This is a genomic window from Pseudomonas sp. ANT_J28 (genome assembly GCF_008370005.1).
Taxonomy (GTDB): domain Bacteria; phylum Pseudomonadota; class Gammaproteobacteria; order Pseudomonadales; family Pseudomonadaceae; genus Aquipseudomonas; species Aquipseudomonas frigoris.
The window spans coordinates 77,613-101,555 of sequence record NZ_VOBM01000020.1; the positions used below are offsets into that span (position 1 = coordinate 77,613).

Consider the following 23,943-nt stretch of genomic DNA (forward strand, 5'->3'; position numbering starts at 1 on the left):
GTCATGGTCGATAGCGCCAGAGAGGTCGCGCACCGCGCGGCCTCGGATGCCGAACAGATCGCCTGGGTTGACGAGCAGGACAACCTGCTCGGCGCCCTGGTCCGCTCCGACCTGCGTGAACGCGGGCTGATCGGACGCGGCACTTACATCATGCTGTTCAATTCTGCCGGTGAACTCTGCGTGCATCGACGCACGCTGAGCAAAGCCATTTATCCAGGTTTCTGGGATGTGGCAGCGGGGGGGATGGTGCTCGCGACCGAAACCTACGCCGAATCGGCTGCCCGCGAGCTGGAAGAAGAACTGGGTGTGAGCGGTGTGGAACTGACCGCCCATGATCACTTTTTCTTCGAGGACACCGGCAATCGGCTCTGGTGTTCGGCGTTTTCGGCGGTGTGGGACGGTCCATTGATCCTGCAACCGGAGGAAGTGCTCGAAGCACGTTTTATACCCATTGATCAGGTGATGCTGGAAATCCAGCAAAAGCCTTATTGCCCGGACTCTCTGGCCGCATTGAAGCGGTATCTTTGGTCTCGGGCGAATGACGTCGCAAAAGAGGCATAAATTGGCGCCGATTGGCTCTTAGCAAGTCGGCTTTTTGCCGTTACACTGCGCGACCTTTTCAAGCTGAACCGGCATTGCCTGGCTCAGTAGCGCTGCCCCTGCCTGAGTGGGGCTTCGCGGTCGATGGCACTTGCCCAAGTTGCCGCGACCAGTCTTTGTCCTCCCAAGAGGATTGCCGGTGGCCAAAAAAGCCGCATCCTTCGCCGCCCTTGGTGGCCTGGTATTTTCCACCGACGCAGGTCGTCATTGCCCGGATTGCAGTCAACCGGTGGATGCCTGCATCTGCAAACAGACCGTTATCCCGGCCGGCGACGGCATCGCTCGCGTGCGTCGCGAAAGCAAGGGTCGTGGCGGCAAGACGGTGACCACCATCACCGGCGTGCCGTTGGCCGAAGACACACTCAAGGACCTGGCGACCACGTTGAAGAAACGTTGCGGGACCGGTGGTGCATTGAAAGACGGAATCATTGAAATCCAGGGCGATCATGTCGAGCTACTCTTGGCCGAGCTGATCAAACACGGTTTCAAGGCGAAGAAGTCCGGCGGCTAGCAGCTTCTGTGAAAACCACCCTCGGCTTGATCCAGTCCTGCCAGCAGGTCTGGCGTCGTCTACATGGTTTTCACAGAGCCTGTTCTGACCGGTTTCTAAACTCACTGCGGTCAGCGAGGTCTATCCCCTCGTTGACGAACCGTCATTTTCATTCTTTAGACTGCGCCGGCCTGAACCCAGGCGACGCTCTATGACTTCTTTATAGGGGACTTCAATGTCCGTACGACGCACACGCAAAGACGATGGCAGCCAATGGACAGTTGCGGACAGCCGCAGTGTTTACGGGATTCGCCATTGGGGGGCCGGGTACTTCGCGATCAATGACGCCGGTCGCGTCGAAGTTCGTCCGAACGGTCCGACCAGTTCGCCTATCGACCTGTTCGAGCAAGTTGACCAGCTGCGTAAAAGCGGCCTGTCCTTGCCGTTGCTGGTGCGTTTCCCTGACATTCTGCAAGACCGCGTGCGTCAGCTGACCGGCGCGTTCGATGCCAACATCGAGCGTCTGGAATACCAGAGCAAGTACACCGCGCTGTACCCGATCAAGGTGAACCAGCAAGAAGCGGTGATCGAGAACATCATTGCCACCCAGGACGTGTCCATCGGTCTTGAAGCCGGCTCCAAGCCTGAGCTGCTGGCCGTGCTGGCCCTGGCGCCGAAGGGCGGCACCATCGTCTGCAACGGTTACAAGGATCGCGAGTTCATTCGTCTGGCGCTGATGGGCCAAAAGCTTGGCCACAACGTGTTCATCGTGATCGAGAAAGAATCCGAAGTCGGGCTGGTGATCGAAGAAGCCGCCTCGCTGAAGGTCAAGCCACAGGTAGGCCTGCGCGTGCGTCTGTCGTCCCTGGCGTCGAGCAAGTGGGCCGACACCGGTGGCGAGAAATCCAAGTTCGGTCTGTCGGCGGCGCAACTGCTGTCGGTGGTCGAGCGTTTCCGGGCGGCGGGCCTGGACCAGGGCATTCGCCTGTTGCACTTCCACATGGGCTCGCAGATCGCCAACCTGGCGGACTACCAGCACGGCTTCAAGGAAGCGATTCGTTACTACGGCGAACTGCGCAACCTCGGCCTGCCGGTTGACCACATCGACGTCGGCGGCGGTTTGGGCGTGGACTACGATGGTACGCACTCGCGCAACGCCAGCTCGATCAACTACGACATGGATGATTACGCCGGTGTCGTGGTCGGGATGCTCAAGGAATTCTGCGACGCGCAGAACCTGCCGCACCCGAACATCTTCTCCGAAAGCGGCCGTTCCCTGACCGCTCACCACGCGATGCTGGTGGTGCAAGTGACCGACGTCGAGAAACACAACGACGACGTGCCGCAGATCGACAACAAGGAAGAACTGCCGGAAACCGTGCAGTGGCTGGTTGACCTGCTGGGTCCGACCGACATCGAGATGGTCACCGAAACCTACTGGCGCGCCACTCACTACATGAGCGACATTGCGACCCAGTACGCCGATGGCAAGCTGACCCTGGCCGAGAAAGCCCTGGCCGAGCAATGCTACTTCGCGGTGTGCCGTCGCCTGCACAACTCGTTGAAGGCTCGTCAGCGTTCGCACCGTCAGGTGCTCGACGAACTCAACGACAAGCTGGCCGACAAATACATCTGCAACTTCTCGGTATTCCAGAGCCTGCCGGACACTTGGGCCATCGGCCAGGTCCTGCCGATCCTGCCGCTGCACCGTCTCGACGAAGAGCCGCTGCGCCGTGCGGTGCTGCAAGATCTGACCTGCGACTCCGACGGCAAGATCAAGCAATACGTTGACGAGCAGAGCATCGAAACCAGCCTGCCGGTTCACGGTTTGAACGACGGTGAAGACTACCTGCTGGGTATCTTCCTGGTCGGCGCCTACCAGGAAATTCTCGGCGACATGCACAACCTGTTCGGTGACACCGACTCGGTGAATATCTACCAGAACGCTGACGGCAGCGTGTACCACGCAGGTATCGAAACCCACGACACCATCGAAGACATGCTGCGTTACGTGCACTTGTCGCCGGAAGAGTTGATGACCCACTACCGCGACAAATGCGCCAGTGCGCGCATCACCGCCGCCGAGCGTACCCAGTTCCTCGACGCGCTGCGTCTTGGTCTGACCCGTTCCTCTTACCTGTCTTCTTGAGGTAAGGCACCGCTCCCATCAAGTTGTCTGAAAATGTTCCGCACGTAGCGGAAATTTCAGATGACTTGGTGGGATGCCTCTCTGATTTCAAGCGAAATGACTTACATTCTTGGCCATCCAAGCGATGTGGTCTTCTTTTCGCGTAGGTCATTTCCTAAGTTGTACTTCGGCACTCTACTCGGCCAACTCTCTCGGAGAGAATCCCCGGCCGCCCCTCCTGTAGAGAATCGCCGATGTTCGATCCAGTCAACGAGCCGTCATTTCGTCTGGATGTAGAGGGTCTGCCCGACCCCTTTGAGGTCTTGGCCTTTACCGGTAGAGAAGCCATCAGCGAGCCTTTTGTGTTCGACGTGGATCTGCTGATCGATGACCCGACACTCGACCTTGCAAGCCTGCTGTACCGTCCGGCCTTTTTGCATGTCGGGCCTGCGGGAAACGGCTTTCACGGACAATTGCATGAACTCGTCCAGCGTGACCATGACTTGGCTGTCAGGCTCTGCCGCGTACGTCTGGAGCCGAAGCTGGCGTGCCTTTCCCTGCGCTTTAGTCAGCGAATTTTCAGCGCGCGCTCGGTGCCGCAAATCCTCAGTCAGGTGCTCAAGGAGCACGGTATTGCCGGCAAGAGTCGGCGCTTTGAGCTGCGTGGCGATTACCCGGCCCGTGAATTCTGTACGCAGTACCGGGAATCAGACCTGCAATTTATCCAGCGTTTGTGTGCCCAGGAGCGGCTTCACTACCATTTCGAACACGGCGAACGCGGGCATTGCGTGGTTTTCGGTGATGCTCAGGGGCACTTTCGTTTCGGTGAGAACGCGGTCTTCCAGGTCGAGAGCGAGCAACCGGCCGTGCGTCAGTTCAAGCTTCTGGGGTGCGCTGGGCAACGAACCGCGCCGATTGCCGAAGGTCGGACGGACCTGACGGCGCTGCGTAGCGGTCAGTTGATGGCGCTGTCCGGCCATCCGATCGCCGACTGGAATCATCTCTGGCTGCTGACCCATGTGGAGCATCAGGGCAGCCAGGATTTAACGGCGTCCTACAGCAACCAGATCCGCGCGATTCACTGGCAGGTGCCTTTTGTAGCGCCTCATTGCGCAGTGAAACCCAGGATGCACAGCCTGCAACGGGCTTGGGTGGTCAACATTGATCAGTCATGCCCCGATCCGTCCAGGCCGGTGGCCGTGCAATTTGACTGGCTCTATCAGGGCGAGGGTGCGGCGCCCAGCCACTGTTGGCTGCCGTTAGCCCCTGAGCTGGGCGACGCGGCAGTTACGCAGTTGAGTGAGGGGGCCGAGGTGGTGGTGAGCTTTATCGAGGGGGATCCGGATCAGCCGCTGATTACCGGGTTTCTTCACGTCCCTTCGTCCGTTGAAGAGGCTGAGGAAATCGGCCCGCCGCGCACATCCGCGACAGATGACGTCGAGGGCTTGCTGGAGCTTCTGCAGTCGAGCGAACCATTGATATTGCTATGCCTGCTGCCCGGTGGCGGCAGTTTCAACCACTGCACGCAGGCCCTCTGCACCTGCCGGGCGGCGATGCAGTTTGGCCAGAGTGGTGCGGCATGATCGCCGCGACCCCGCAATGGCTATTGCTGGATGTGCCGGGTGCGCCACAGGCGGGGGTGATGCTGCAACAGCAGTTTGCGCATGCCCAATGGTTCTGGTTGTTCGAAGGCACGGAGTGGCATGCTTTGCGTAAACAGGGCCCGGCCCTGATCGACCTTCGGACTTGCCCTGCGCTGACCGGGTTGTGCGACAGCGAAGCGCCCCTGTGGCGTGGCTTGCTGATGGCCAGCGAGGCGTCGTCGTCGCAGTTGCTGGAGCATTTGCGCCGCATGCTCACGGTCACTTTCGGTGTGCATCACCGAGCCTTGTTGAGTTACTTCAACCCGCAAACGGCCAGTTATTTGTTCGATGCCTGCGATGCGCAGGAGCTGAGTCGCTGGCTGGGTCCTGTCAGCCATTTGCGCTGGTTCGGCGGGACGTGGGCGGACCGCGCGATTGGCAGTCAGGGCTGGCAGCAGCTGGTCAATCCGGGGCTTGCCGTCAGCCCTTTGGCGGTTGAAGAAAACCTCAGTCCTCGTCAGCAGGAAAAACTGCAAACCTGCCTGCTGGAGCAACACGCCTGGCACTGGAGTCGATCCACCGGGACTGACTACAACACGCTGTGGTCCCACGTGCAGGAAGGGCTGGCGCTGAATTTTACCGAGCGCCCGGTACTCGATGACTGGTTATGGCTACGCTTGCAGTACCCCGGCGCTTTGCCTGGGCACGCATTGCCGGGACTCACCCAGCAGGAGCGTCTCGATAGCCTGCGCAACCGGTGGCAGGGCGATCAACCCTGAACACGAGGTTCGACATCGATGGCGAGCACCACACAGCGCTTGTTCAACCTGATAATCGGCGGCGTATTGCTGGCCGTGATGACGGCGTGCTCGCCGCTGAAGTTGCTCAATGCGCTGACTCCCGACGCAACCTACGACAAGACCGAGGGCATTGCCTACGGTCCTGACCCGCGGCAAAAACTCGATGTGTATGCACCGCGCCATCCCATGGAAAACGCCCCGGTGGTGGTGTTTTTCTACGGCGGCAGCTGGAACAGCGGTTCACGCAGCGATTACGCTTTTGTCGGCGAGGCCCTGGCGTCCCGGGGCATTGTTGCGGTGCTGGCGGACTATCGGTTGTACCCGCAGGTGCGTTATCCGCTGTTCCTGGAAGATGGTGCCCGGGCCGTGGCCTGGACCCATGAACACATTCGTCAATATTCCGGGAGCCCACAGCGGTTGTACCTGATGGGCCACAGTTCCGGGGCCTACAACGTCGCGATGCTGGCGCTGGACCCCGCGTTACTGGGGGCGGTGGGTCTGTCGCCGCACAACCTCCGTGGCTGGATCGGCCTGGCCGGGCCTTATGATTTTCTGCCGATCAAGAATCCGCAGGTGCGCCCGGTGTTTTTCTGGCCGGATTCACCACCCCGGTCGCAGCCGATCAATCATGTCAGTCGTGGCGCGCCACCGGCCTTGTTGATCGCGGCGAGCGACGATGAACTGGTCAACCCGGCCCGCAACACCGGTGGTCTGGCGCGCAAACTGCGCGAGGCGGGCGTGCCGGTGCAGGACCTGTATTTCTCGCGCACCAGCCACGCCACGCTGGTGGCGACGCTGTCGCGGCCGATGCGCGGTTTGGCCCCGGTGCTGGATGTGGTCACGGCCTTCGTCAAAGCCACGCCGACTCAGTGAGCTTTGCCGGCGAACCAGCCGTCGTTTTTGTGCAGGTACCAGGCAAACGCGCCGAGGGTCAGGCTGCGCAGCAACATGAACAGCAGAAAGGTTATCCACAGTCCATGGTTGCCCAAACCTTGCAGCGCCCAAGCGAACGGCAGCAACAAAATCACCGTCAGCAGCATGCCGTTGCGCATTTCCCGAGCCCGGGTGGCGCCGATAAACAACCCGTCGAGCAGGTAACTCCCGACCGCAATCAGCGGCAGCGCGGCGAGGTAGGGCAGGTAGGTGAACGCCGTGTCGCGCACGCTCTGAATGTTGGTCTGCATCTCGATAAACAGATGCCCGGCGAACAGGAACATCACGGCAAAACCCAGGCTCGCCAGCAACGACCAACCGCAAGCCACCACCAATGAACGACGCAAGGCCTCTCGATCGCGAGCACCAATGGCATGCCCACAAAGGGCTTCCACCGCGTGGGCCAGGCCGTCCAGCGCATGGGCGGTCAGCAGCAAACCATTGAGCAGCAGCGCATTGGCGGCGACGGTGGCATCACCCAATCGTGCGCCTTGCACGGTGATCAGGAAAAACACCGATTGCAGCGCCAGGCTGCGGATGAAAATGTCGCGGTTGACCGCCAATAGTGGTCGCCAGCTCTGCCACAGCGCCAGCGTGGCCCAGACGATGTGGCCGGGATAGGCGCGCAGGGCGTTGCGGGTCATCAGCAGGCCGATCAGCGCGCCGGTCCATTCGGCGATCACTGACGCTCGGGCCGCACCAACCACCCCCCACTCCAGCCCGAGAACGAACCACAGGTTCAGCGCGATGTTCACCAGGTTGGTGCTCAGCAGAATGGCCAGCGGCGCCCGGGCGTTCTGAGTGCCGAGGAACCAGCCGACCAGCGCATAACTGGCCAGTGCTGCCGGCAAACCGAACAGGCGCGTGTGGAAAAACTCGCGGGTCAGCTGATCCAGCTCCGCTGACGGCTGCATGAAATGCAGCGCGACCCCACTCAACGGCACACCCAGTGCTCCCAGGACAATGGCCAGGCCCATGGCCAGTAACAGGCCCTGCAGCAAGATCTGCCGCAATGCCGCACCGTCCCCACGCCCGGCGGCCTGTGCGGCGAACCCTGTGGTGCCCATGCGCAGAAAACCCATGGCCCAGGCGAGAAAGGTATACAGGCTGGCCCCGACCGCGACGGCGCCCAACTGATGGGCGTGGGGCAAGTGGCCGATGACGGTACTGTCGACCAGCGCCACCAGCGGTACGGAAATGTTCGAGAGAATCATCGGCGCGGCGAGCGCCCAGACTCGACGATGGGTAGGGCGGTCGCGCCAGTCGGCGATCAGGTTGGACATGCAGGCTCCTTGGGGGAGCGGCATTGTAGCGACACATCAGAATCCGCCGCGATTCATTGTGGGTGTCAGTGGATTATCCAGCTCAACAACCACAACCCCAGCAGCAACCAGATAATCCCCATGATGATCGACGCATTCATGAACGCCCGAATCGCCGACCACAACAGCATCAACCCCAAAATCAGCGCAATGATGCTGATGATCGACGTGTCCATGCCCAGCGCACGGGACAGCCCTTCGACAAAGTTGCTGCCGGCGTGGCTCAGCAGATTGAACAAGCCGCTGAGGCCGTCAACGATGAAACGGATAACCGAACCGAGTGCCTGGCCGAGCCATTCGAAAAAACTTTCTACCTGCATGTCGTGAGCGTCCTTGATGAAAGTGGTGGCGTGGTTGCCGGACTTGAGCCTTGGGCTATCGAGCAGGGTGGGGAGTTCCCTCCAAGCATAGTGGTTTTGCAGCGCTTGGCGCTTGCCTTCACTCCTCATCCCCCCGAAGCTATACGCCTTCAGGAGAGCCCGATGAACCTTGTTGAACTGACCGAACGCCTGCACGCCATCCGTGACCGCAATGACTGGCGGCCATTTCACAGCCCGAAAAACCTGGCCATGGCCGCGAGCGTGGAAATGTCCGAGCTGGTGGAGATTTTCCAGTGGCTGACCGAAGACCAGTCGCGCCAATTGCCGGCGGACACACTGGCCCATGCCGGGCAGGAAATCGGTGACATCGTGCTCTATCTACTGCTGCTGTGCAGCGAGTTGGGGTTGGACATGAATGAAGTGGTGCGCAGCAAACTCGCGGACAGTGAACGGAGGTTCAGCTGATGAGCGACCGTCATTTCGATCAACTGGCGACCCGCTTCGCCGAAAAAATCTACGGCGGTGCCAAAGGCGCGATCCGTCTGGCGGTGCTTCAGGCCGACTTGGCCGAAACCTTGCCGGACCGGCATTTACGCGTACTGGATATCGGTGCTGGTCTGGGCCACATGTCGTTGTGGCTGGCCCAGCGTGGTCATGAGGTCACGCTGGCCGAGCCCGCCGAGCCGATGCTCGAGGGCGCCCGCCAACGCTTTGCCGACGCCGGGCAAACGGCGACGTTCATTCAGGCGCCGTGGCAGGATCTGCTCGGCCAACTCACCGAACCCTACGACTTGGTGCTGTGCCACGCCGTGCTGGAATGGCTGGCCGAACCGCATGCGATCCTGCCGGTGTTGCATCAATTGACCAAGTCAGACGGCTGGTTGTCCCTGGCCTTCTACAACCGCGATGCGTTGATCTATCGCAACCTGCTCAAAGGCCATTTCCGCAAAATGCGCAAGAACGACATGGCTGGCGAAAAGCAAAGCCTGACGCCGCAGCAGCCGCTTGATCCGCGCGAACTGGCGGCGCAACTTGAAGGCCTGTGGCAGGTCGAAACCCAGAGCGGGGTGCGGGTTTTTCACGACTACATGCCAGTGGAATTCCAGGCCCGCGTCGAACTGGCGGACTTGCTGGAAATGGAATTGGCCCACCGCCGTCACCCAAGCTTTGCCGGGCTTGGGCGCTACTTGCACTGGATCTGTCGGCCGGTCTGATCGGAGCGCGAAATGAACAGTCGTTCTGGGTTATTGGTGGTCTGTCTGGGGTTGGCGGCCTGTCAGGGCAGCAACCCTTATGTGGCGTCATCCAACCCCCTGCCACCCGCGCCGCCTCAGGCGGCCAACACCTTTGACCGCAGCGCCTACCCGGCACCGCCGCGCGACTACGGGCACTACCGCAGCTGGGCCTGGCTCAACGGGCAACTGCCGCCGGGCAGCGCCTGGGCGGATTCGGCGCAGGTCGCCGAAGCTGTCAGCAATGCCCTCGATCAACGTGGCTTGCGCCCGCTGCACGATAACCGCCCGGCCGACCTGTTTGTCAGCGCCGACCTGCACCTGGAAACCCGCCTGCGTCAGGTTCGGGACGACTATGGTTATTCCGGCGGCGGTTATGGCGGTTACAACCGCTACGGCAGTGGTTACGGCATGTACAACACCGTGCCGATCGTTCGGACTTATCAGGAACAGGTCGTGGTGGTGCGGGTTGATTTGTTTGACGCCCAGAGTGGTCAACCGGTGTGGAGTGCCAGCGCCGAAACCAGCAATCGCGGCAGCCAGAGCGAGCGAGCCGACGCGATTCGGGAGGCTGTAGAAAAGGCGATGTCGGCGTATCCTCCTAGTTAGCTTCTGTCGTTAAGAAGCATTGCGCAGGTTCATGTCTTCAACCGGAGAAATATCATGTTCCGCCGTCTCGCTTTACTGGCTGTGGCCGCGCTGCTCAGTGCCTGCGCCGGCAACCAGGTCAGTCATGACTTCGATGCCAGCCGCGACTTCGCCGCCTATCGCAGCTGGAGCTGGAAAGAACCCGCCCTGCAATATCGCCCCGATGACCCACGGATCAAGAGCGACCTAACTGAACAACGCATCCGCCAATCGGTGACCGATCAGCTGGATCAGCGTGGCCTGCGTCCGGCTGCCGGTGGCAAAAAGGGTGATTTGAGCGTGCAGACCTATCTGATCGTCGAGCAGCGCCAGCAACAAGTCACCACCAACTACGGCGGCACTTGGGGTAATCCATGGAACGGCTACTGGGGCGGGCCGATGTACAACGAAACCCGTAACGTCAGCTACAAAGTGGCGATCATCCAGATCGACCTGCTCGATGGCAAGGACGGCAAATTGGTGTGGCGCGGCAGTGACGAGCAGATACTTAGCCGCACACCGAACCCGTCGGATCGCAGCATGGCGATACGTGAAACGGTGGGGCGAATTCTCGCCAACTACCCACCCAAATAAACACCACAAAAACCTGCTGGAGCAAGCTTTGCTTCTGCAGGCTTTTTGTTGTCTGCACTGGCATGTTGCCAGCACCCCAGCCAAGTCTTGACTACACTGCTGTTCACCCATGGAGGTAGCCCTCGGTTGTGCACCGGCAAAGGAGTGTGCGATGTCTCCCCGTTTGCAGTTTCGCAGCCCGTCCCGGCAACGGGGGGCGATCGGTTTGATGGCAGCGCTGACATTGGGCATGGCCCTGATGTTCTTGCTGGTCGTGGTCGACAGCGGTCGTTTGTACCTGGAAAAACGCGACCTGCAGCGCGTAGCGGACATGGCCGCACTTGAAGCTTCCACCCGAAGTGGTGATTGCGCCGCTGGCAACACCGCCACCGTCTATGCCACCGCCAGCGCAAACCGTAACGGCTTTACCCTTCCTGACCCCAATCGCAACCTGTTGGTCGCTTGCGGTGCCTTGAACTTGGATGCCAATAACCTTCAAGTATTTGGCACAGACCCGAGCAAGAGCGAAGCCATTCGGGTGATCGCCAGCCATTCGGTCCAGCAGAGTTTTGCCGGCGGTGTCGGCGCCCTGTTCGGCGGCGCTCCACGCGCAGCGACCATCAACCTGACGGCCAGCGCTGTCGCCGCATTACCGCCACCGCAGGCTTCGCTGACCCTGCGCAGCACGACGTTGAGCGTCGACACCAGCAAATCGGCCACGCTCAACGCACTGTTCGGTGGTTTGCTCGGGGGCAACCTGAACATCAACGGGGCGGGCTGGAACGGACTGGTGAACACCAACATCAGCCTGCTCGGCTACCTTGATCGATTGAAGGTCGACCTTAACCTCAGCGCTGCCGGGTATAACCAGGTATTGGGCAATACGATTGCCGTCAGCCAGCTGATCCAGACTGCCGTCAATGTGCTGGACCCCGGCGGCACACTCGGCGCGACCGCAACCATTGCCAGTCTTCAAGCGCTGAAGATCGCGGCAGGCGCAACCACCGTCGTACTCGGCAACGTGCTGCACGTCGAGGCTGGCAGCACCGTGACGGCGCTGGCGACCAACCTGAAAGTGTTCGACCTGATCGAAGCCGTCGTGCAACTGGCCAACAAGAAAAACGGCCTGGTGGCGACGTTGCCGATCAATCTGGCGGGCCTGGCGCAAATCACCGCCCGGGTGCAGGTGCTGGAGCCTCCGCAGCTGTCAGCCATTGGCAATCCGAAAAACGCCGCGCTCGCGCCTTTGGGGCCCAACCGGATCTATGTGCAAACTGCCCAGATCAGGACATTGCTGTCGATCGACTTGCCGGTGCTCAACTCCATCGTGGCGCTGATCAATGCGGCGGCTGATCTGGCAGGCCCGCTGACCAACACACTCAACGCCTTGCTCAATCTCAACCTGGTGGCAGTGCTCGATTCACTGACTTGTGCCTTGCTCGTGCCCTGTCAGACTCCCGACATCATCGTGCTGCCGCCACCGATACGTATCGACGTGGCGCTGGACGTTGCCAGCGCCAACAGCTATGTCACTGCCTACAGTTGCGTCAGTACCACCAACAAAACCCTGACCACCAACACCAGCACTTCGCTGGTAAATCTGAAGATCGGCAAGATCGATCCAGCCACCGCTTTCGGCAGCAACACCACGCCACCGGCGGTAGTGGTGCAGCCGTTGAAGGTGATCGATATCGGGGTGAAAACCTGTCTGAGGATTCTGCTCCTGCCCATCTCCTGCGACCCACGGATTCCGGGCGTCGGCGGCGGCATCAGTATCATGGCCGACACGACCGTCGTGCAGAACGCCAACATGCTCCACGTCTATTCCGCACCGCCGGCCACCAGCCTGCCGGAGATCAACCAGCCACCGTTCTACTATTCCTATTCCACCAGCAATATCGTCAGCAGCCTTACCGACACGGCGACCAATATCAAGGTCAACATGTACGGCCCGACGGGCAGTCTGGTCGGTGGTCTGGGGGCGATCCTCAGCACTGTCACCACATTGCTGGTCAACGCGATCAACGGCGTGCTCAGCCCGTTACTCGACACCTTGATCAACACACTGCTGCTCAGTCTGGGAATCGATCTGAACAAGGTCGATGTCGGCGCCAACCTCAGTTGTCACTCAGGACGAGCGACGCTGGCAATCTGATCGTTGGCGGCAATCGGCAGTTCGATACAAAACCGTGCGCCCTCGACCGAGTTTCTGACGCTCAGTTTTCCGCCCATGTTCTCGACGATGCCGTAACTCACCGACAACCCGAGCCCGGTGCCGACACCCACGGGTTTAGTGGTGAAGAACGGCTCGAAGATCCGCTCCAGTAGCCTGGGATCGATACCGCCGCCGTTGTCCTCGACCCACAGCCGCACCGAATACGCATCACGTTCGGCGTACACCGAGATCCACGGTTTGAACTCGCGGTCGGCCTCGCGTTTGCCGAGCAACGCATCCCGAGCGTTGACCATCAGATTGATCAACACCTGTTCGAGCTGATCGACGTAACCGCGCACTTGCACGTCAAAGCCGGTCTCGTTGACCCGCAGATCGACCCCTTTGCCGCGCATCCCTTCGGCCAGCAGCGACAGCGTGCCTTCGATGGCTTGCGCCGGATTAAACGGATGCTGCTCGATCTCCGAGCGGCGGCCAAACACCCGCATGTGATCCACCACCCGCGCGGCGCGCTGGACCTGTGCATCGATGCGGTTGAGCTTGTCGGTCAGGTAGTCGATCTGCGCATCGCCGTTGCTCAGACGCTTGAGCACGTTGACGATGGCCATGCGCATCACATTCAACGGCTGATTGATTTCATGGGCCAGCCCTGTGGCCATTTCACCGAGGGTGGCCATTTTTGCACTTTGGGTGAGCTGCTGCTGGGCGCGGCGGACCTCGGTGTTGTCGCGCCCCACGGCCTGAATCTCCAGCAAATGGCCGTGCTCATCGAACACCCCGCGATCCGACCACACCCACCAGGCATGTTCCCGTCCCGGCAGTTGCAGGTTGATTTCCGCGGTGCTGACCGGGAATTCCGGGCTGAGTTGGCTGAGCCGCTGGAGAAACGCTTCGCGCTGTTCCTGCGACATCCAGCTGCCCAGATTCACCCCGGGCAGTTGCTCGGGTTGGCACTCCAGGTAAGTCGCCAGCGGGCGGTTGCCGAAGATCAGGGTCAGGTCCGGGCGGTAGCGGCAGATCATCGCCGGAGAGTCTTCCACCAGGATCCGGTAGCGTTCTTCACTCTGTTTCACCTGTTCGGCGGCCAGGGTTGCTTCGGTGACGTCCAGCCACAGGCCGACGGCCTCCACCGGCAAGCCAAGGTCGTCGCGCAGTAGCTTGGCTTCATCGAGTAGCCAGTGGTATTCGCCGCGACTGTCGCGCAGCCGATAGCGGGCGCGCACCGAACCTTCACGCAGCAAATGTCGGGTACGTTCGAAATACCGATCGCGGTCATCCGGGTGGACCCTTTCAACCAAGGCTCCCGCCGCGCAATCAGCCAGTGTCCAGCCGAGCAGCGGCAGTAGGCTGTCACTGAAAAACGTCGGTTGCAGCGCACCTTCGTCATAGCGTTGCACGTAGATCACTGCCGGTGAGCTGGCGATCAGGTTGTCCAGTCGGGCATGGGCCGCCGCGGCGTTTTGCTCCTGGTTTTTGATGTCGCTGATGTCGAGCATGAAGCCCACCAACCGCCGGCTTTTACCGGTGCCCAGAACCTGGCCCTGCAGGCGATACCAGTTCGGTGTTTGTGCCAAACGCACGCACAGCAGCAGCGGGGTACCGTCGTCTTGCAAGGCTTGCAGACGACTGCTCAGCTCTTCCCGGTCTGCGGGGTGCACCCGATCAAGCCAGTCGTGCAGCGGCAAACGATCGATCGCAAGGTTCAGGTTACTGGCCAGCGACGGCGCCAATTGCACCTCGCGACTGTCGCGGAATACCTCCCACCATCCGGTGCCGAGCAAGGCTTGCAGCGACTCCAGCCGTTCCAGTTGCAGAAGGTGCCGGTGCTCGCGCAAGCGCTCAAGCAGCGGGCCTGCCAGCGCGGCGGTGAGTTGCAACCAGTCGCGATCATTCATGTCGGGTGCATGTTGCTGCACCGGATAAACGCCACACAGCAACCAGGCGGCCACACCCCGAGCATCGTGATAGGGCACCGCGAACCCTTCGGCATTACCGAAGGTGCCTTGCAAACGGGGATGTTCAGCGGGCGTCAGGCGTTGCGGCGCAGAGCCGTTCAGACTGTCGAGCCCCGCGCCCAGGCGCTGAGCGTTTTGCCACAGCTGGGGCGCATCGAAGGCCGCGTAATGCTGGTGTATCTGCCAGCCTTCTTCCTGTTCATCGAGCAACGCCACCGCAATGCATGGCATGTGGAAACACTGCGCCAGGCCTTGCAGCTGTTCCACCAACACCTCGGAAAGGCGCGTCAGGTTGCACCGGCGCAGCTGTTCGCCGATCTGCGCTGCAAGTAATTGGCATTGCTCACGGCTGCGTGATTGTCGACGTTCGAGCAACAAGTCTGCGATGTCCAGCAACTGCAACAACCAGGCATCGGCCAACGGCTGGACCCAGCCACGCAGCTGCAGGGGTTGTCCGTTGAGGCTGTAGAAGTCCAGGTCCAGAGACTGTCCCTGCCAGTCGACGGGCGCGCCTTCAACGGCGAGGCAGCTGTGGGGCATGAGGAAATCGAGCAGGTGCGGTGCTTGCGCCGCGGGCGTCTGCTGGGCCAGCGCATGCCGCAGCGGGCCGGTCAGGTGAGTCACGCGACCTTCGGCATCCAGATGCATCTGCAAACCGACACTTTGCACGCTCAGGGTGTCTGGCGTGTCCACTGGTTGAGGCGGATGGCGGTTGAGCAGGCGCCCGAAGAGTTTGTCTGCGGAACTCAAAATTGCAGGCTCGAACTGGCGGTGAGGTTTGCCGGCAGATTGGGCACTCGGCCAATTCCCGGCACGTTCAGAAACGGGATGACCTGCTGCAGTTTGCTGGTGGGGTAGTTGATGCTGACCTTCAACACCCCGCCCACGTAGGTGGCGCTGGCGTCGGTGGCGACATTGAAATTCAGTGCGGCAGGAATCCAGGCCAACTGTCGGCTCAGTTCTGTCGTGGCAACGGTTTTTACCGCGGTGTCGTATCCGGGGGTGGTCGGATCCAGCGCCACGCTTCGGCGCACCGCTTCGGCGGTCGACTGGGTGAACGATTGCATCAGCAACAGCGGCAAGCTGTAAGTGACAATTCCATAGAACACGGCGAAAAAGATGAGAAACACCAAAGCGAATTCAATCGCTACAGCGCCTTTTTGCTTACGGGGGAGGCCTATTTTCATGACTGCGTCTACCCTGTTATTCACGACGTGATATCAGCATAGAATCATTCAGCCAAAACGGACGTTTTTTACCGGATGCAGAGCTTTGTACTACTGATCTGGCTGACGCTATGCGCAGCACAGGATGCTCGAGAACGACACATCGCCAATGGCCTGACCCTTGGCGCAGGGGGGGTGGCGCTGGGGTATCTCTTGTGGACGGGCACTACCTGGCTGGGGGCCGAGGCGGTGCAGGGCGGCTGGGCTTTTTTGCTGGCGCTGGCTTTCACATTGCCCGGTTATGCGCTGAAACGCTTGGGTGCAGGCGATGTGAAGCTGATGACCGGCCTGGGGCTGGCGACGGACGGCATGCACCTGCTCGGCGTGTTCATCGGTGCCGGATTGGCCAGTGTGCTGTGGCTGCTGCTGGCGCCAAGAGTCTGGCTTCATATGGGCCAAGGGCTTAGAAATCATCTTCGATATCTGGGGCCTGGAATGTCAAAGAAACAGCCCTTTGCACCCTTCGTATTGGTGGGCCTGTTGCTCACACTCGCCTGGTTTCACTAATCGCCCGTTCTATGTACAGAGTCGGAAAGTACGTCTACTTTCATTTCAGTAGTTGTACAGCCTGTGGCTGTCACTAGGTCAACTTTGACCTCGCAGGGAGTCGCACGTGAACAAGCTTTCTTCGGCAGTAAAAGTCCTTGTGGTCGACGACCAGCCGTTTATTGCCGCGCAGCTTTGTGAGTTTCTTGAAGGCCGCGGTTACCGTTGCGTTCCTTGCGAGACTGGCAAACAGGCAGTCGAGCGTTTCAATGAAGACGAAGCGATTGGTCTGGTGCTTTGCGATTTGCACATGCCCGGTCTGGACGGGATTCAACTGGTTCAGGAGCTGCAACGGTTATCCGGCAAGCACCGTGTGTTTGAAGCGATCATGCTCACTGGGCGTGCGGACAAGCAGGATGTGATCAAGGCTTTGCGGGCCGGGTTTGCCGATTACTACCAGAAGCCGATTAATCTGGGCGAGTTGCTCGAAGGGATTGCGCGTCAGGCAGTGGTTTTGCAGGAACGGCAGAAGAGTGTGCAGCTGGGGCATCTGGATCAGAAGCTGCAGTATCTTGCCGAGTCGATCGATGATCTGTATCAGGATCTGGATAAGGTTCGGCGTGGGCCTCGGTTGTCGGTTTCCACGGATGACGATGTCAGTGCTGTGGATCGGGTTGAGATTCCGGCGATTTTCAGTCAGCTGTCGCCCAGGCAGTTGGATGTGGCGCGGTTGGTGGGGAAGGGGCAGACGAATTATCAGATTGCCTGTGAGTTGGGGATTACCGAGAACACGGTGAAGCTTTATGTGTCGCAGGTTTTGCGGTTGACGCATATGCATAATCGGACGCAGTTGGCGCTGGCCTTGTTACCCGGTCATTCTGGATTGCGTCAGGGGGTGACTGCGCATTAGGTTTTTGTTGGTGTCCCCCCAAGCGTCCAATTCCCGGACCAAGACTACCCCCCCGTCCCACTGTCCACCTTCCCGCTCTCATACTGATCAAAGTACGCCGGGATCTCATGCTGATAGCTCTTCAACCAGCGCTGCATGCTCAGGTCGCGCTCGGTCGCGGTTGAGGTTTGCGGTTTCTGGGAAGCCGCCTTGTTACTGCTTTGCAATTGCAGCCAGCCTTCGGTTTCCTGTTGTTGGGCCGAGGCGGGACCGGGGTCAATGGCGTGAGTGGTGAGGGGCAGGGCCAGCAGGCCGAGGCAGCAGAGGATGGTCGGTTTCATCAAAAACCTCTCCTTATTGAAGCGTTGGTGTGGCGACAGCGACCTGGTTTACGGCGGTCGGGCCTGACTTGCCCGGTGTCTTGAGTCTTTGCGCGCGGGCCTGGGCTTCGGTGACTTGGGCGGGGCTCAGGCCGAGACGGCTGACGAGTTCGGCCGCGCGGCTCCAGTCGTCCTGATAGATCAGCAGCGTCACCAGATTCAACGCTGCCAGTTGATCGCTTTGCTTGAGTTCCATGGCCGTCAGGAATTCAAAGCGCGCATCCTCGACGCGTAATTGATTGAGGTACACCACACCGAGGTCGTTGCGGATTTTCTCGTCGGTCGGCGCTAGCCGTGCAGCCCGTTGCAAGTGGGCTTGTGCCAGGCCGTTGTCGCCCTTGGCGGCTGCGAGTTGGCCCAGGCCGTGCTCGGCTTCGGCGGCCAGGCAACTGCCGAGCAGGCTACGGTACAACGGCTCGGCTTCGCTACGGCCCAGCAGTCGATAGACCTTGGCCTTGCGCAGGCGCACGTCGGCCAGGTTGTCGGGCAGGCTTTGCAGGTTGGCGAGGCTGGCGTGCAGTTTGCCGTCATTGGCCATGTCATCGGCAAGGTTCAGCGACAGCTGTTCCTCGGAGGTCAGCTTGCCGCAACTGGCCGTGTTGGTCAGGGCGCTCCAGGGCGTCGCGCCGTTGCTCGCGCAACCGCCTAACAACAGCAGAGTCAAACCGGCAATTATTGCTTTCATAACGATCCCTCTAAGAACCAAAGGCATGGGACAGGGCGGTGAAACCCGGGCCGGCCAGTACGATCAATAACGCCGGGAAGAGAAACAGCATCATCACGACGGACATTTTGGCGGACAGTTTGGAGATGTATTCCTGCAAGCGCGTCAGGCGCCGGTCATCGAGCAATTGCTTGAGGGTCAGCAGGGATTTCATCGCACCGCCCCCCTGATGGATCAACTGCTCAAGGATGACGCAGGTATCGGTGAACTCGTCGACGGCCAGCAATCGGGTGGCTTTGTGCAGTTCTTCGCCCAGTTCCAGGCCGGAATCGACCCGGGCCAATACCAGACGCAATTCATGGGTCAGGGCCGGCAATAATTGTTTGCCTTCATTGCTCAACACGCGCAGCGACTGCTCCACCGCCATGCCCGATTCGAACAGGATGCGCAGCAGCGGAATGAAGGTGGAAATCTCGCTCGCCAGGTGTTTCTGCCGACGCTGCGCGGCAGCGGCCAGCAACCGTTTGGGCAACAGATAGCCAATGCCGGTGGCGAACACCGGGGCCATCCAGTGGTTGTCTGTGTGAGGGAAGAACACGCCCTGGATCAGCAAGGTCAGGGCCAGGGCCAGCACCGGGGCGCCTACCTGGAACGCCGCGAACAGTGAGCGTCGCCGGGCGCTGCGCCAGCCGAGACGGTTAAGCAATGCCTGGGTTTCGTTATCCAGGTTGACCGAGCGCTGACCGATCCGGCTGCTGCCCAGCACCTGCAGCCACTGATTCACCCGGTTGTCGCTCGCCAGTTTGCCGTCGAGTCGTTGCGCCACCTGGCGAACCCGCCGACGGTGTTCCAGCAAACCGCTGAGCAGCAACAACGTTGCCCCCAGAAACAGCAATGCGCAGATCAGCAAAGGCACTTTCATACGCTGCGCAACATGTGCCAGAGTGCCAGGCTGCCGACCACCTGCAAGCCGAACGCGGACGCGAGCATGATTTGCCCCGAAGGGTCGTGCCACATGGCGAGCAAGTAATGAGGGTTGGTCGCGAGGAAATAGCCGGCCAGGCCAATCGGCAGGCAGCCCAGGACCCACGCGGTCACCCGGGTTTCACCGGTCATGGCCCTGAGTTGGCGCGCAGCCTGCTCGCGCTCACGGATCATCTTGATCAGGTTTTCCAGTAATTCGCTGGCATTGCCGCCATAGCGATGATTGACCTTCAAACCGAGTGCGAACAGGCGAAGTTCGTCTTTCTCATACAGCTCGGCGAGGTCAGCCGCGGCATCCGGCAGGCTGACCCCCAGCTGCACGTTGCGCTGAACCCGGCCCATGGCATTTTTCAGCGGATCTTCGGCGGCGTCGATGGCGCCCAGCACCGCATCGGCCAGGGTGCGCCCGGACTTCAGACTGCGCACGGTGTGATCGAGCATTTGTGGCAGTTGTTCGATCATGCGCTGGAGTCGGCGCTGATAACGCCAATTGACATACAGACGCAGAATCAATGGCGGCAGCAGTAACAGAGCCAGCAAGCCGACCCAGCCACCGGTAGCAAATCCGAGCAAGATGCCAAAGGTCCAGAGCAGCAGCCACCCCCCCAGATGCGCGGAGGGACGCCCAAGGCCGGCCCGCAGAAAGGTCCGATCCAGACCGACCCAGGAGGTTTTCGTCAGCGCCGGCTGCGGTTGCCCCTGGGTCAGGCGTCCCAGCACCCGCTCGGTGCCGGTCTGGCGCAAACCGCGATAAAACAGACGGATCGACAGTCCGAGCAAGGCCAGGCAAACGAGGATGAGCAGCACCGGTTTGAGCATGCCGTGGCCTTCAGTACGCAGAGGGAGAGAGCGCCAACTCACGGCGCAGTTTTTCGCTGGCGGGGTTGACCGCCTCGCGCATGAATCCGAAACCGCTGCGCCGGTCGAGCCGGAACAACGTGTTGGTGACATACACGTCATCACGCAAGCCGATCACCTCCACCACTTCGCTGACGCAGCGGCGGCCGTCGGGCATGCGCGTCAGCTGAATCACTACATCCAGTGCAGCGCAGATCATTTGCCGCAAGGTACGTTCGGCGATGGTGCGGCCCGTCAGGCCCACCAATGTCTCCAGGCGCAACAGTGCATCCTGGGCGTTGTTGGCGTGCACGGTGCTCATGGAGCCGTCGTGGCCGGTGTTCATTGCGGTGAGTACGTCCACCACTTCGACGCCACGAATCTCGCCGAGGATGATTCGGTCCGGGCGCATCCGCAGGGCGTTGCGAATCAGGTCACTGGATTTCACTTCGCCGTGGCCTTCGGCATTCGGCGGTCGGGTTTCCAGGCGCACCACGTGAGGGTGGCCCAGGTGCAGTTCGGCGACGTCCTCGATGGTGACGATTCGCTCGTGAGGGTTGATCAACTGGCTGAGAATGTTCAACAGCGTGGTCTTGCCGGTGCCAGTGCCGCCGCTGATCAGGATGTTGCAGCGCTTGCTCACGGCCTCCTGAAGAAAGTCGAAGATCGCCTGATCGATGGTTTGCATCGCCATCAGGTCTGAGCTTTTGAGCATGTCCTTGCGAAATTTACGTATCGACAGGCAGGGGCCATCGAGCGCAATCGGTGGAATGATCGCGTTGACCCGGCTACCGTCGGGCAGTCGTGCGTCGACCATCGGCGATGACTCATCGAGCCGTCGGCCGAGGGGCGCGAGGATCCGTTGCATAACCCGTTCGACGTGATGTGCATCGATGAAGCGCAGGTCGCTTTGATGCAGTACGCCGTCGCGTTCAATGAACACCCGGTGCGGGCCGTTGACCAGAATCTCTGTCACTGCCGGGTCCCGCAGCAGCACTTCCAAGGGGCCGAAACCGGTGAGTTCGTCGACGATTTCTTCGGACAGACGCTCCATTTCATAGCGGGAAATCGCCAGGTGCAGCCGGGCGACGTACTCGGCAACCTTGTCGATGACGAACTGTGAGAGCACCTGCCGTGAACCCTCCAGCAGGTTTTTTCCGGACTCCTCGATGGCGTCGATGATGTAGCGGTGCAGCACCAGTTTCAGACCTTCGTGGTCGGTGTTGCCAGTGGTGGTGCGTACAGGGGCACCGAAGAGTTTTTCACCGCTCATTGCGCACCCCTCAACCGGTTGAACCAGCCAGACTTGGGCGTGGCCACGCCCTCTGAGCGCTTGGCCAGCCGATCGCCGAGGGCGCGCAGGCTTTGAGTCAGGCCTTCGCGCGGGGCCAGTTGAAACAGAGTCATACCTTGGTTCTTGGCGTTAAGCCGCACTTCCGGGCTGTAGACGAGGGTCGCGATGATCTCCATGCCGTAGCTTTTGCTCAGGGTGTCGGCGTCCGGTGCGACGTTGCGCAGGTAGCGGTCCACCAGCAGCCTGGCGTGATCGAGGTTCATGCCTTTTTCACGCCACAGGTTGAGTACCGCCAGGTTGCGACGGCAGTCGAGCACGTTCTGATCGGTGTACCACAGCAACTTGTCGCAATGGGTGACGAAGGTGCGTAGCGCTTCGCTGTCCGGCTGGCCAGTCAGGTTCACCACGATGTGCTGGAAGTGTTGGCGCAGGGCGCTGAGCAGCATGTACAACTCGGCGGTGCTGGTGTGATCCAGCGGCTCATCGTGGCTGGCGTAGGCGAGGATCCGCAACCCGGCGGCGCAGGTGGTGAATGCGCTGTCGATCAGCGTCGCGTCGAGGCGCCGCAAGTGCCGGAGTGCATCGCCGAAGTGGAACGAACTCTCCAGCCCGAGCAAGGCCAGGCTGTCACCGCGCGGCAGGCCCAGGTCCAGCAACAGCGTTTGCTGGCCGCTCTTGTGTACCACCTGCGCCAAGTGGGTGGCGAGCAGCGCGCCGTCGGCGTTGATCTGCACACCGTAGAGCACCGTCAGGCTGCCCAGTTGGGTGTTCGGGGCCACGGGCGGCAGGCGTTTGCCCAGCCGTCGCACCAACCCCGCGACTTCACTGGAACGCGAACCGTAGGCCACGAAATCCCGTGCTCCGGCGCGCATGGCATTGAGCACGAGTTGGTTGTCCATGCCATCGCCCAGCGCGACGATCGCCAGCATCGGTTTGGCTTCCAGGGCACCTTCGATCAGTGCGCTTTGGGCCACCACGTGTTCGCGGTCCAGGCCGACAAACACCAGGCTGGCGAAGGTCACGTCCACCAGCGCCAGCAATTCGTCGAGGCTGCCACCGCCGGCGCTGACCACTTGGCCCAACGGGGCGAGGGCGCCTTGCAGCCACTCAAGGTCGGTGCTGTTGCGCGTGATCGCGAGGAAGGTCTGGCTCAGATTCTGGCTCTGGCTCATTGCGATAATCCGCTGCGTTTATCGAAGTCGCCGTTTTCGAGGAAGTACAGGCGATACCAGTTGGGGTCATAGTTGCGCAGCTTTTCACCCGGCAGCGACGGCAGTTGTGCGTTGGCAGCCAACGGTTGGACCAGGTGCGGCGTGACGATCATCAGCAGCTCACGCTCTTCGCGGTTGACCGATGAGTTGCGAAAAAACGCACCGAGAATCGGGATATCGCCCAGGCCTGGAAACTTGCTGACTTGCGAAATGTTGTGAGTGCTGATCAAACCGCTGATGACGAAACTCTCGCCATCGGCCAACGAGATGCTGGTATCGGTGCGGCGAATGGTGAACGCCGGGACGGTGGTGCCGCCGATGGTCACGCCATTGTTGAAGTCGAGTTCGCTGACCTCTGGCGCCACTTTGAGGGTGATGCGGTCGTGGCTGACCACGGTCGGTGTGAGCGTCAGGCGGATGCCGAATTCCTTGTATTCGATGGAGTAGCTGTTGCTGTTGGCGCTGGGTACCGGGATCGGGATTTCACCTCCTGCCAGGAAGCTCGCGCTCTGTCCGCTGAGGGCCACGAGGCTTGGCCGTGCCAGGGTGTAGGCGAAGCCGCTGCCTTCCAGGGCGTTGACGATACCGAGGACTTTGCTGCTGCCACCGCCCCAGACAATGTTGAAACTGTCGTTGAGCAGCGGAATGCTGGGCACCGCGATCCGCGGATCAATGTTAAACAGCGGCACCACGCCCGGCGTCACGGCCGTGTTGGGCACCGTACCGGGTGCGCCGAAGAGGAAGTTGTTCGAGCCTTTGCCGAAAATCGACGTACCGGCCTCTTTCAGTTTGGTCCGGCTGACTTCGACGAAACGAATGTCGGTCTGCACTTGCGACGGTAGCAGTGGGTCATCAGAGGGTAACCGAGTAGCGCTGGTCATCGCCGCGGTGGCCTTGCCCTGAACGAACACCATGCTTTGGCGCGGAGCACTGGAGCAGGCGGTCCAGACCATCAGGCTGGTCGCGCCGGGGGCCATCCCGGTCAGCAAAAACGCTTGATTAGCGTTGACTCGCACGTCGGCGATTTTCGGGTCACCCACCGCCACCCGAGTGATCGCCACTGGCGATTGCACCTCCTGTTGCAGCCCTTCACCGACTTCCAGCACCGCAGGCAACGAGCCCAGCGCGGCGCAATTGCCGACGGCTGCGAACGTTACGCTGAGCGGCACACCGCTCAGTAAAGAAACCCAGAGCAGGCCTTGAAACAGCGGCATGGAACGACTGCGCATTTAGATG

The 23,943-nt window shown here is 60.7% G+C and carries 24 protein-coding genes; 13 read left to right on the plus strand and 11 right to left on the minus strand.

The features are described 5' to 3' along the window. Window positions 1-3: 3 nt before the first annotated feature. The 6 genes from FQ187_RS15915 to FQ187_RS15940 all read left to right on the plus strand — a co-directional run bounded on the left by FQ187_RS15915 (window position 4) and on the right by FQ187_RS15940 (window position 6,474). Window positions 4-561 carry an NUDIX hydrolase gene (locus FQ187_RS15915; protein ID WP_149630229.1) on the plus strand — a complete coding sequence of 186 codons (558 nt, stop codon included), beginning with the start codon at window positions 4-6 and terminating at the stop codon, window positions 559-561. A gap of 178 nt (window positions 562-739) precedes the next feature. Beyond that, window positions 740-1,111 carry a translation initiation factor Sui1 gene (locus tag FQ187_RS15920; RefSeq protein WP_149630230.1) on the plus strand — a complete coding sequence of 124 codons (372 nt, stop codon included), beginning with the start codon at window positions 740-742 and terminating at the stop codon, window positions 1,109-1,111. A 214-nt stretch (window positions 1,112-1,325) separates the two neighbouring features. Beyond that, window positions 1,326-3,239, plus strand: coding sequence for an arginine decarboxylase (gene speA / locus FQ187_RS15925; RefSeq protein ID WP_008153741.1), 1,914 nt, complete (start codon window positions 1,326-1,328; stop codon window positions 3,237-3,239). A gap of 233 nt (window positions 3,240-3,472) precedes the next feature. Next, window positions 3,473-4,801 (plus strand): type VI secretion system Vgr family protein, encoded by a 1,329-nt coding sequence (locus tag FQ187_RS15930; protein WP_149630231.1) that lies wholly within the window; start codon window positions 3,473-3,475, stop codon window positions 4,799-4,801. Beyond that, window positions 4,798-5,580, plus strand: a complete 783-nt coding sequence (locus FQ187_RS15935; RefSeq protein WP_149630232.1) for a DUF4123 domain-containing protein — start codon at window positions 4,798-4,800, stop codon at window positions 5,578-5,580. Before FQ187_RS15930 ends, FQ187_RS15935 begins: the two co-directional genes overlap by 4 nt. A gap of 18 nt (window positions 5,581-5,598) precedes the next feature. Then, window positions 5,599-6,474 (plus strand): alpha/beta hydrolase, encoded by an 876-nt coding sequence (locus FQ187_RS15940; protein ID WP_149630233.1) that lies wholly within the window; start codon window positions 5,599-5,601, stop codon window positions 6,472-6,474. Here FQ187_RS15940 and FQ187_RS15945 read toward each other — a convergent pair. Together FQ187_RS15945 and FQ187_RS15950 are read right to left on the minus strand one after the other, a co-directional pair. Continuing rightward, on the minus strand, window positions 6,468-7,817 hold the full coding sequence (locus FQ187_RS15945) for an MATE family efflux transporter (protein ID WP_149630234.1): 1,350 nt from the start codon (window positions 7,815-7,817) through the stop codon (window positions 6,468-6,470). The two genes, FQ187_RS15940 and FQ187_RS15945, sit on opposite strands and share 7 nt — an antisense overlap. Before the next feature lie 65 nt (window positions 7,818-7,882). Next, window positions 7,883-8,176, minus strand: coding sequence for a hypothetical protein (locus tag FQ187_RS15950; protein ID WP_109627794.1), 294 nt, complete (start codon window positions 8,174-8,176; stop codon window positions 7,883-7,885). A 162-nt stretch (window positions 8,177-8,338) separates the two neighbouring features. Here FQ187_RS15950 and FQ187_RS15955 point away from each other — a divergent pair, with 162 nt between their 5' ends. From FQ187_RS15955 to FQ187_RS15975, 5 genes are all read left to right on the plus strand, one after another. Continuing rightward, window positions 8,339-8,641 carry a MazG-like family protein gene (locus FQ187_RS15955; RefSeq protein ID WP_149630235.1) on the plus strand — a complete coding sequence of 101 codons (303 nt, stop codon included), beginning with the start codon at window positions 8,339-8,341 and terminating at the stop codon, window positions 8,639-8,641. Then, window positions 8,641-9,390, plus strand: coding sequence for a methyltransferase domain-containing protein (locus tag FQ187_RS15960; protein ID WP_149630236.1), 750 nt, complete (start codon window positions 8,641-8,643; stop codon window positions 9,388-9,390). Before FQ187_RS15955 ends, FQ187_RS15960 begins: the two co-directional genes overlap by 1 nt. A gap of 12 nt (window positions 9,391-9,402) precedes the next feature. Then, complete coding sequence (locus FQ187_RS15965; RefSeq protein WP_149630237.1) at window positions 9,403-10,017, plus strand: DUF4136 domain-containing protein; 615 nt, start codon at window positions 9,403-9,405, stop codon at window positions 10,015-10,017. A 54-nt stretch (window positions 10,018-10,071) separates the two neighbouring features. Further along, window positions 10,072-10,629 carry a DUF4136 domain-containing protein gene (locus tag FQ187_RS15970; RefSeq protein WP_149630238.1) on the plus strand — a complete coding sequence of 186 codons (558 nt, stop codon included), beginning with the start codon at window positions 10,072-10,074 and terminating at the stop codon, window positions 10,627-10,629. 151 nt (window positions 10,630-10,780) lie between these two features. Continuing rightward, on the plus strand, window positions 10,781-12,763 hold the full coding sequence (locus FQ187_RS15975) for a pilus assembly protein TadG-related protein (protein ID WP_149630239.1): 1,983 nt from the start codon (window positions 10,781-10,783) through the stop codon (window positions 12,761-12,763). Here the strand turns inward: FQ187_RS15975 and FQ187_RS15980 are convergent. Next, window positions 12,733-15,486, minus strand: a complete 2,754-nt coding sequence (locus tag FQ187_RS15980) for an ATP-binding protein (RefSeq protein ID WP_149630240.1) — start codon at window positions 15,484-15,486, stop codon at window positions 12,733-12,735. The two genes, FQ187_RS15975 and FQ187_RS15980, sit on opposite strands and share 31 nt — an antisense overlap. Continuing rightward, entirely contained in the window at window positions 15,483-15,923 is a 441-nt protein-coding gene (locus tag FQ187_RS15985) for a TadE/TadG family type IV pilus assembly protein (RefSeq protein ID WP_149630241.1), read from the minus strand. Before FQ187_RS15985 ends, FQ187_RS15980 begins: the two co-directional genes overlap by 4 nt. Window positions 15,924-15,998: 75 nt before the next feature. Between FQ187_RS15985 and FQ187_RS15990 the strand changes: the two genes are divergently transcribed. Together FQ187_RS15990 and FQ187_RS15995 are read left to right on the plus strand one after the other, a co-directional pair. Then, the gene (locus FQ187_RS15990; protein ID WP_149630242.1) at window positions 15,999-16,469 is read left to right on the plus strand and encodes a prepilin peptidase; all 471 of its coding nucleotides are present in this window, start codon (window positions 15,999-16,001) and stop codon (window positions 16,467-16,469) included. 106 nt (window positions 16,470-16,575) lie between these two features. Beyond that, window positions 16,576-17,358, plus strand: coding sequence for a response regulator transcription factor (locus tag FQ187_RS15995; RefSeq protein WP_149630243.1), 783 nt, complete (start codon window positions 16,576-16,578; stop codon window positions 17,356-17,358). A 44-nt stretch (window positions 17,359-17,402) separates the two neighbouring features. On the opposite strand, the gene FQ187_RS16000 is transcribed toward FQ187_RS15995, so the two are convergent. From FQ187_RS16000 to FQ187_RS16030, 7 genes are read right to left on the minus strand one after another with little or no spacing between them, the layout of a single operon-like run. Continuing rightward, a complete protein-coding gene (locus FQ187_RS16000; protein ID WP_149630244.1) occupies window positions 17,403-17,678 on the minus strand; it encodes a DUF3613 domain-containing protein in 276 nt (91 codons plus the stop codon). Window positions 17,679-17,691: 13 nt separating this feature from the next. Next, the gene (locus tag FQ187_RS16005) at window positions 17,692-18,402 is read right to left on the minus strand and encodes a hypothetical protein (protein ID WP_149630245.1); all 711 of its coding nucleotides are present in this window, start codon (window positions 18,400-18,402) and stop codon (window positions 17,692-17,694) included. Window positions 18,403-18,412: 10 nt separating this feature from the next. Next, window positions 18,413-19,303: a type II secretion system F family protein gene (locus FQ187_RS16010; protein ID WP_149630246.1), complete on the minus strand. Its 891-nt coding sequence runs from the start codon at window positions 19,301-19,303 to the stop codon at window positions 18,413-18,415. Further along, the gene (locus FQ187_RS16015) at window positions 19,300-20,184 is read right to left on the minus strand and encodes a type II secretion system F family protein (RefSeq protein WP_149630259.1); all 885 of its coding nucleotides are present in this window, start codon (window positions 20,182-20,184) and stop codon (window positions 19,300-19,302) included. The genes FQ187_RS16010 and FQ187_RS16015 overlap by 4 nt, the downstream gene beginning before the upstream one ends. A 10-nt stretch (window positions 20,185-20,194) precedes the next feature. Continuing rightward, window positions 20,195-21,475, minus strand: a complete 1,281-nt coding sequence (locus tag FQ187_RS16020) for a CpaF family protein (RefSeq protein WP_149630247.1) — start codon at window positions 21,473-21,475, stop codon at window positions 20,195-20,197. Continuing rightward, on the minus strand, window positions 21,472-22,668 hold the full coding sequence (locus FQ187_RS16025; protein WP_149630248.1) for a pilus assembly protein: 1,197 nt from the start codon (window positions 22,666-22,668) through the stop codon (window positions 21,472-21,474). Before FQ187_RS16025 ends, FQ187_RS16020 begins: the two co-directional genes overlap by 4 nt. Beyond that, window positions 22,665-23,936 (minus strand): type II and III secretion system protein family protein, encoded by a 1,272-nt coding sequence (locus FQ187_RS16030; RefSeq protein ID WP_149630249.1) that lies wholly within the window; start codon window positions 23,934-23,936, stop codon window positions 22,665-22,667. Before FQ187_RS16030 ends, FQ187_RS16025 begins: the two co-directional genes overlap by 4 nt. Between the last annotated feature and the right edge of the window lie 7 nt (window positions 23,937-23,943).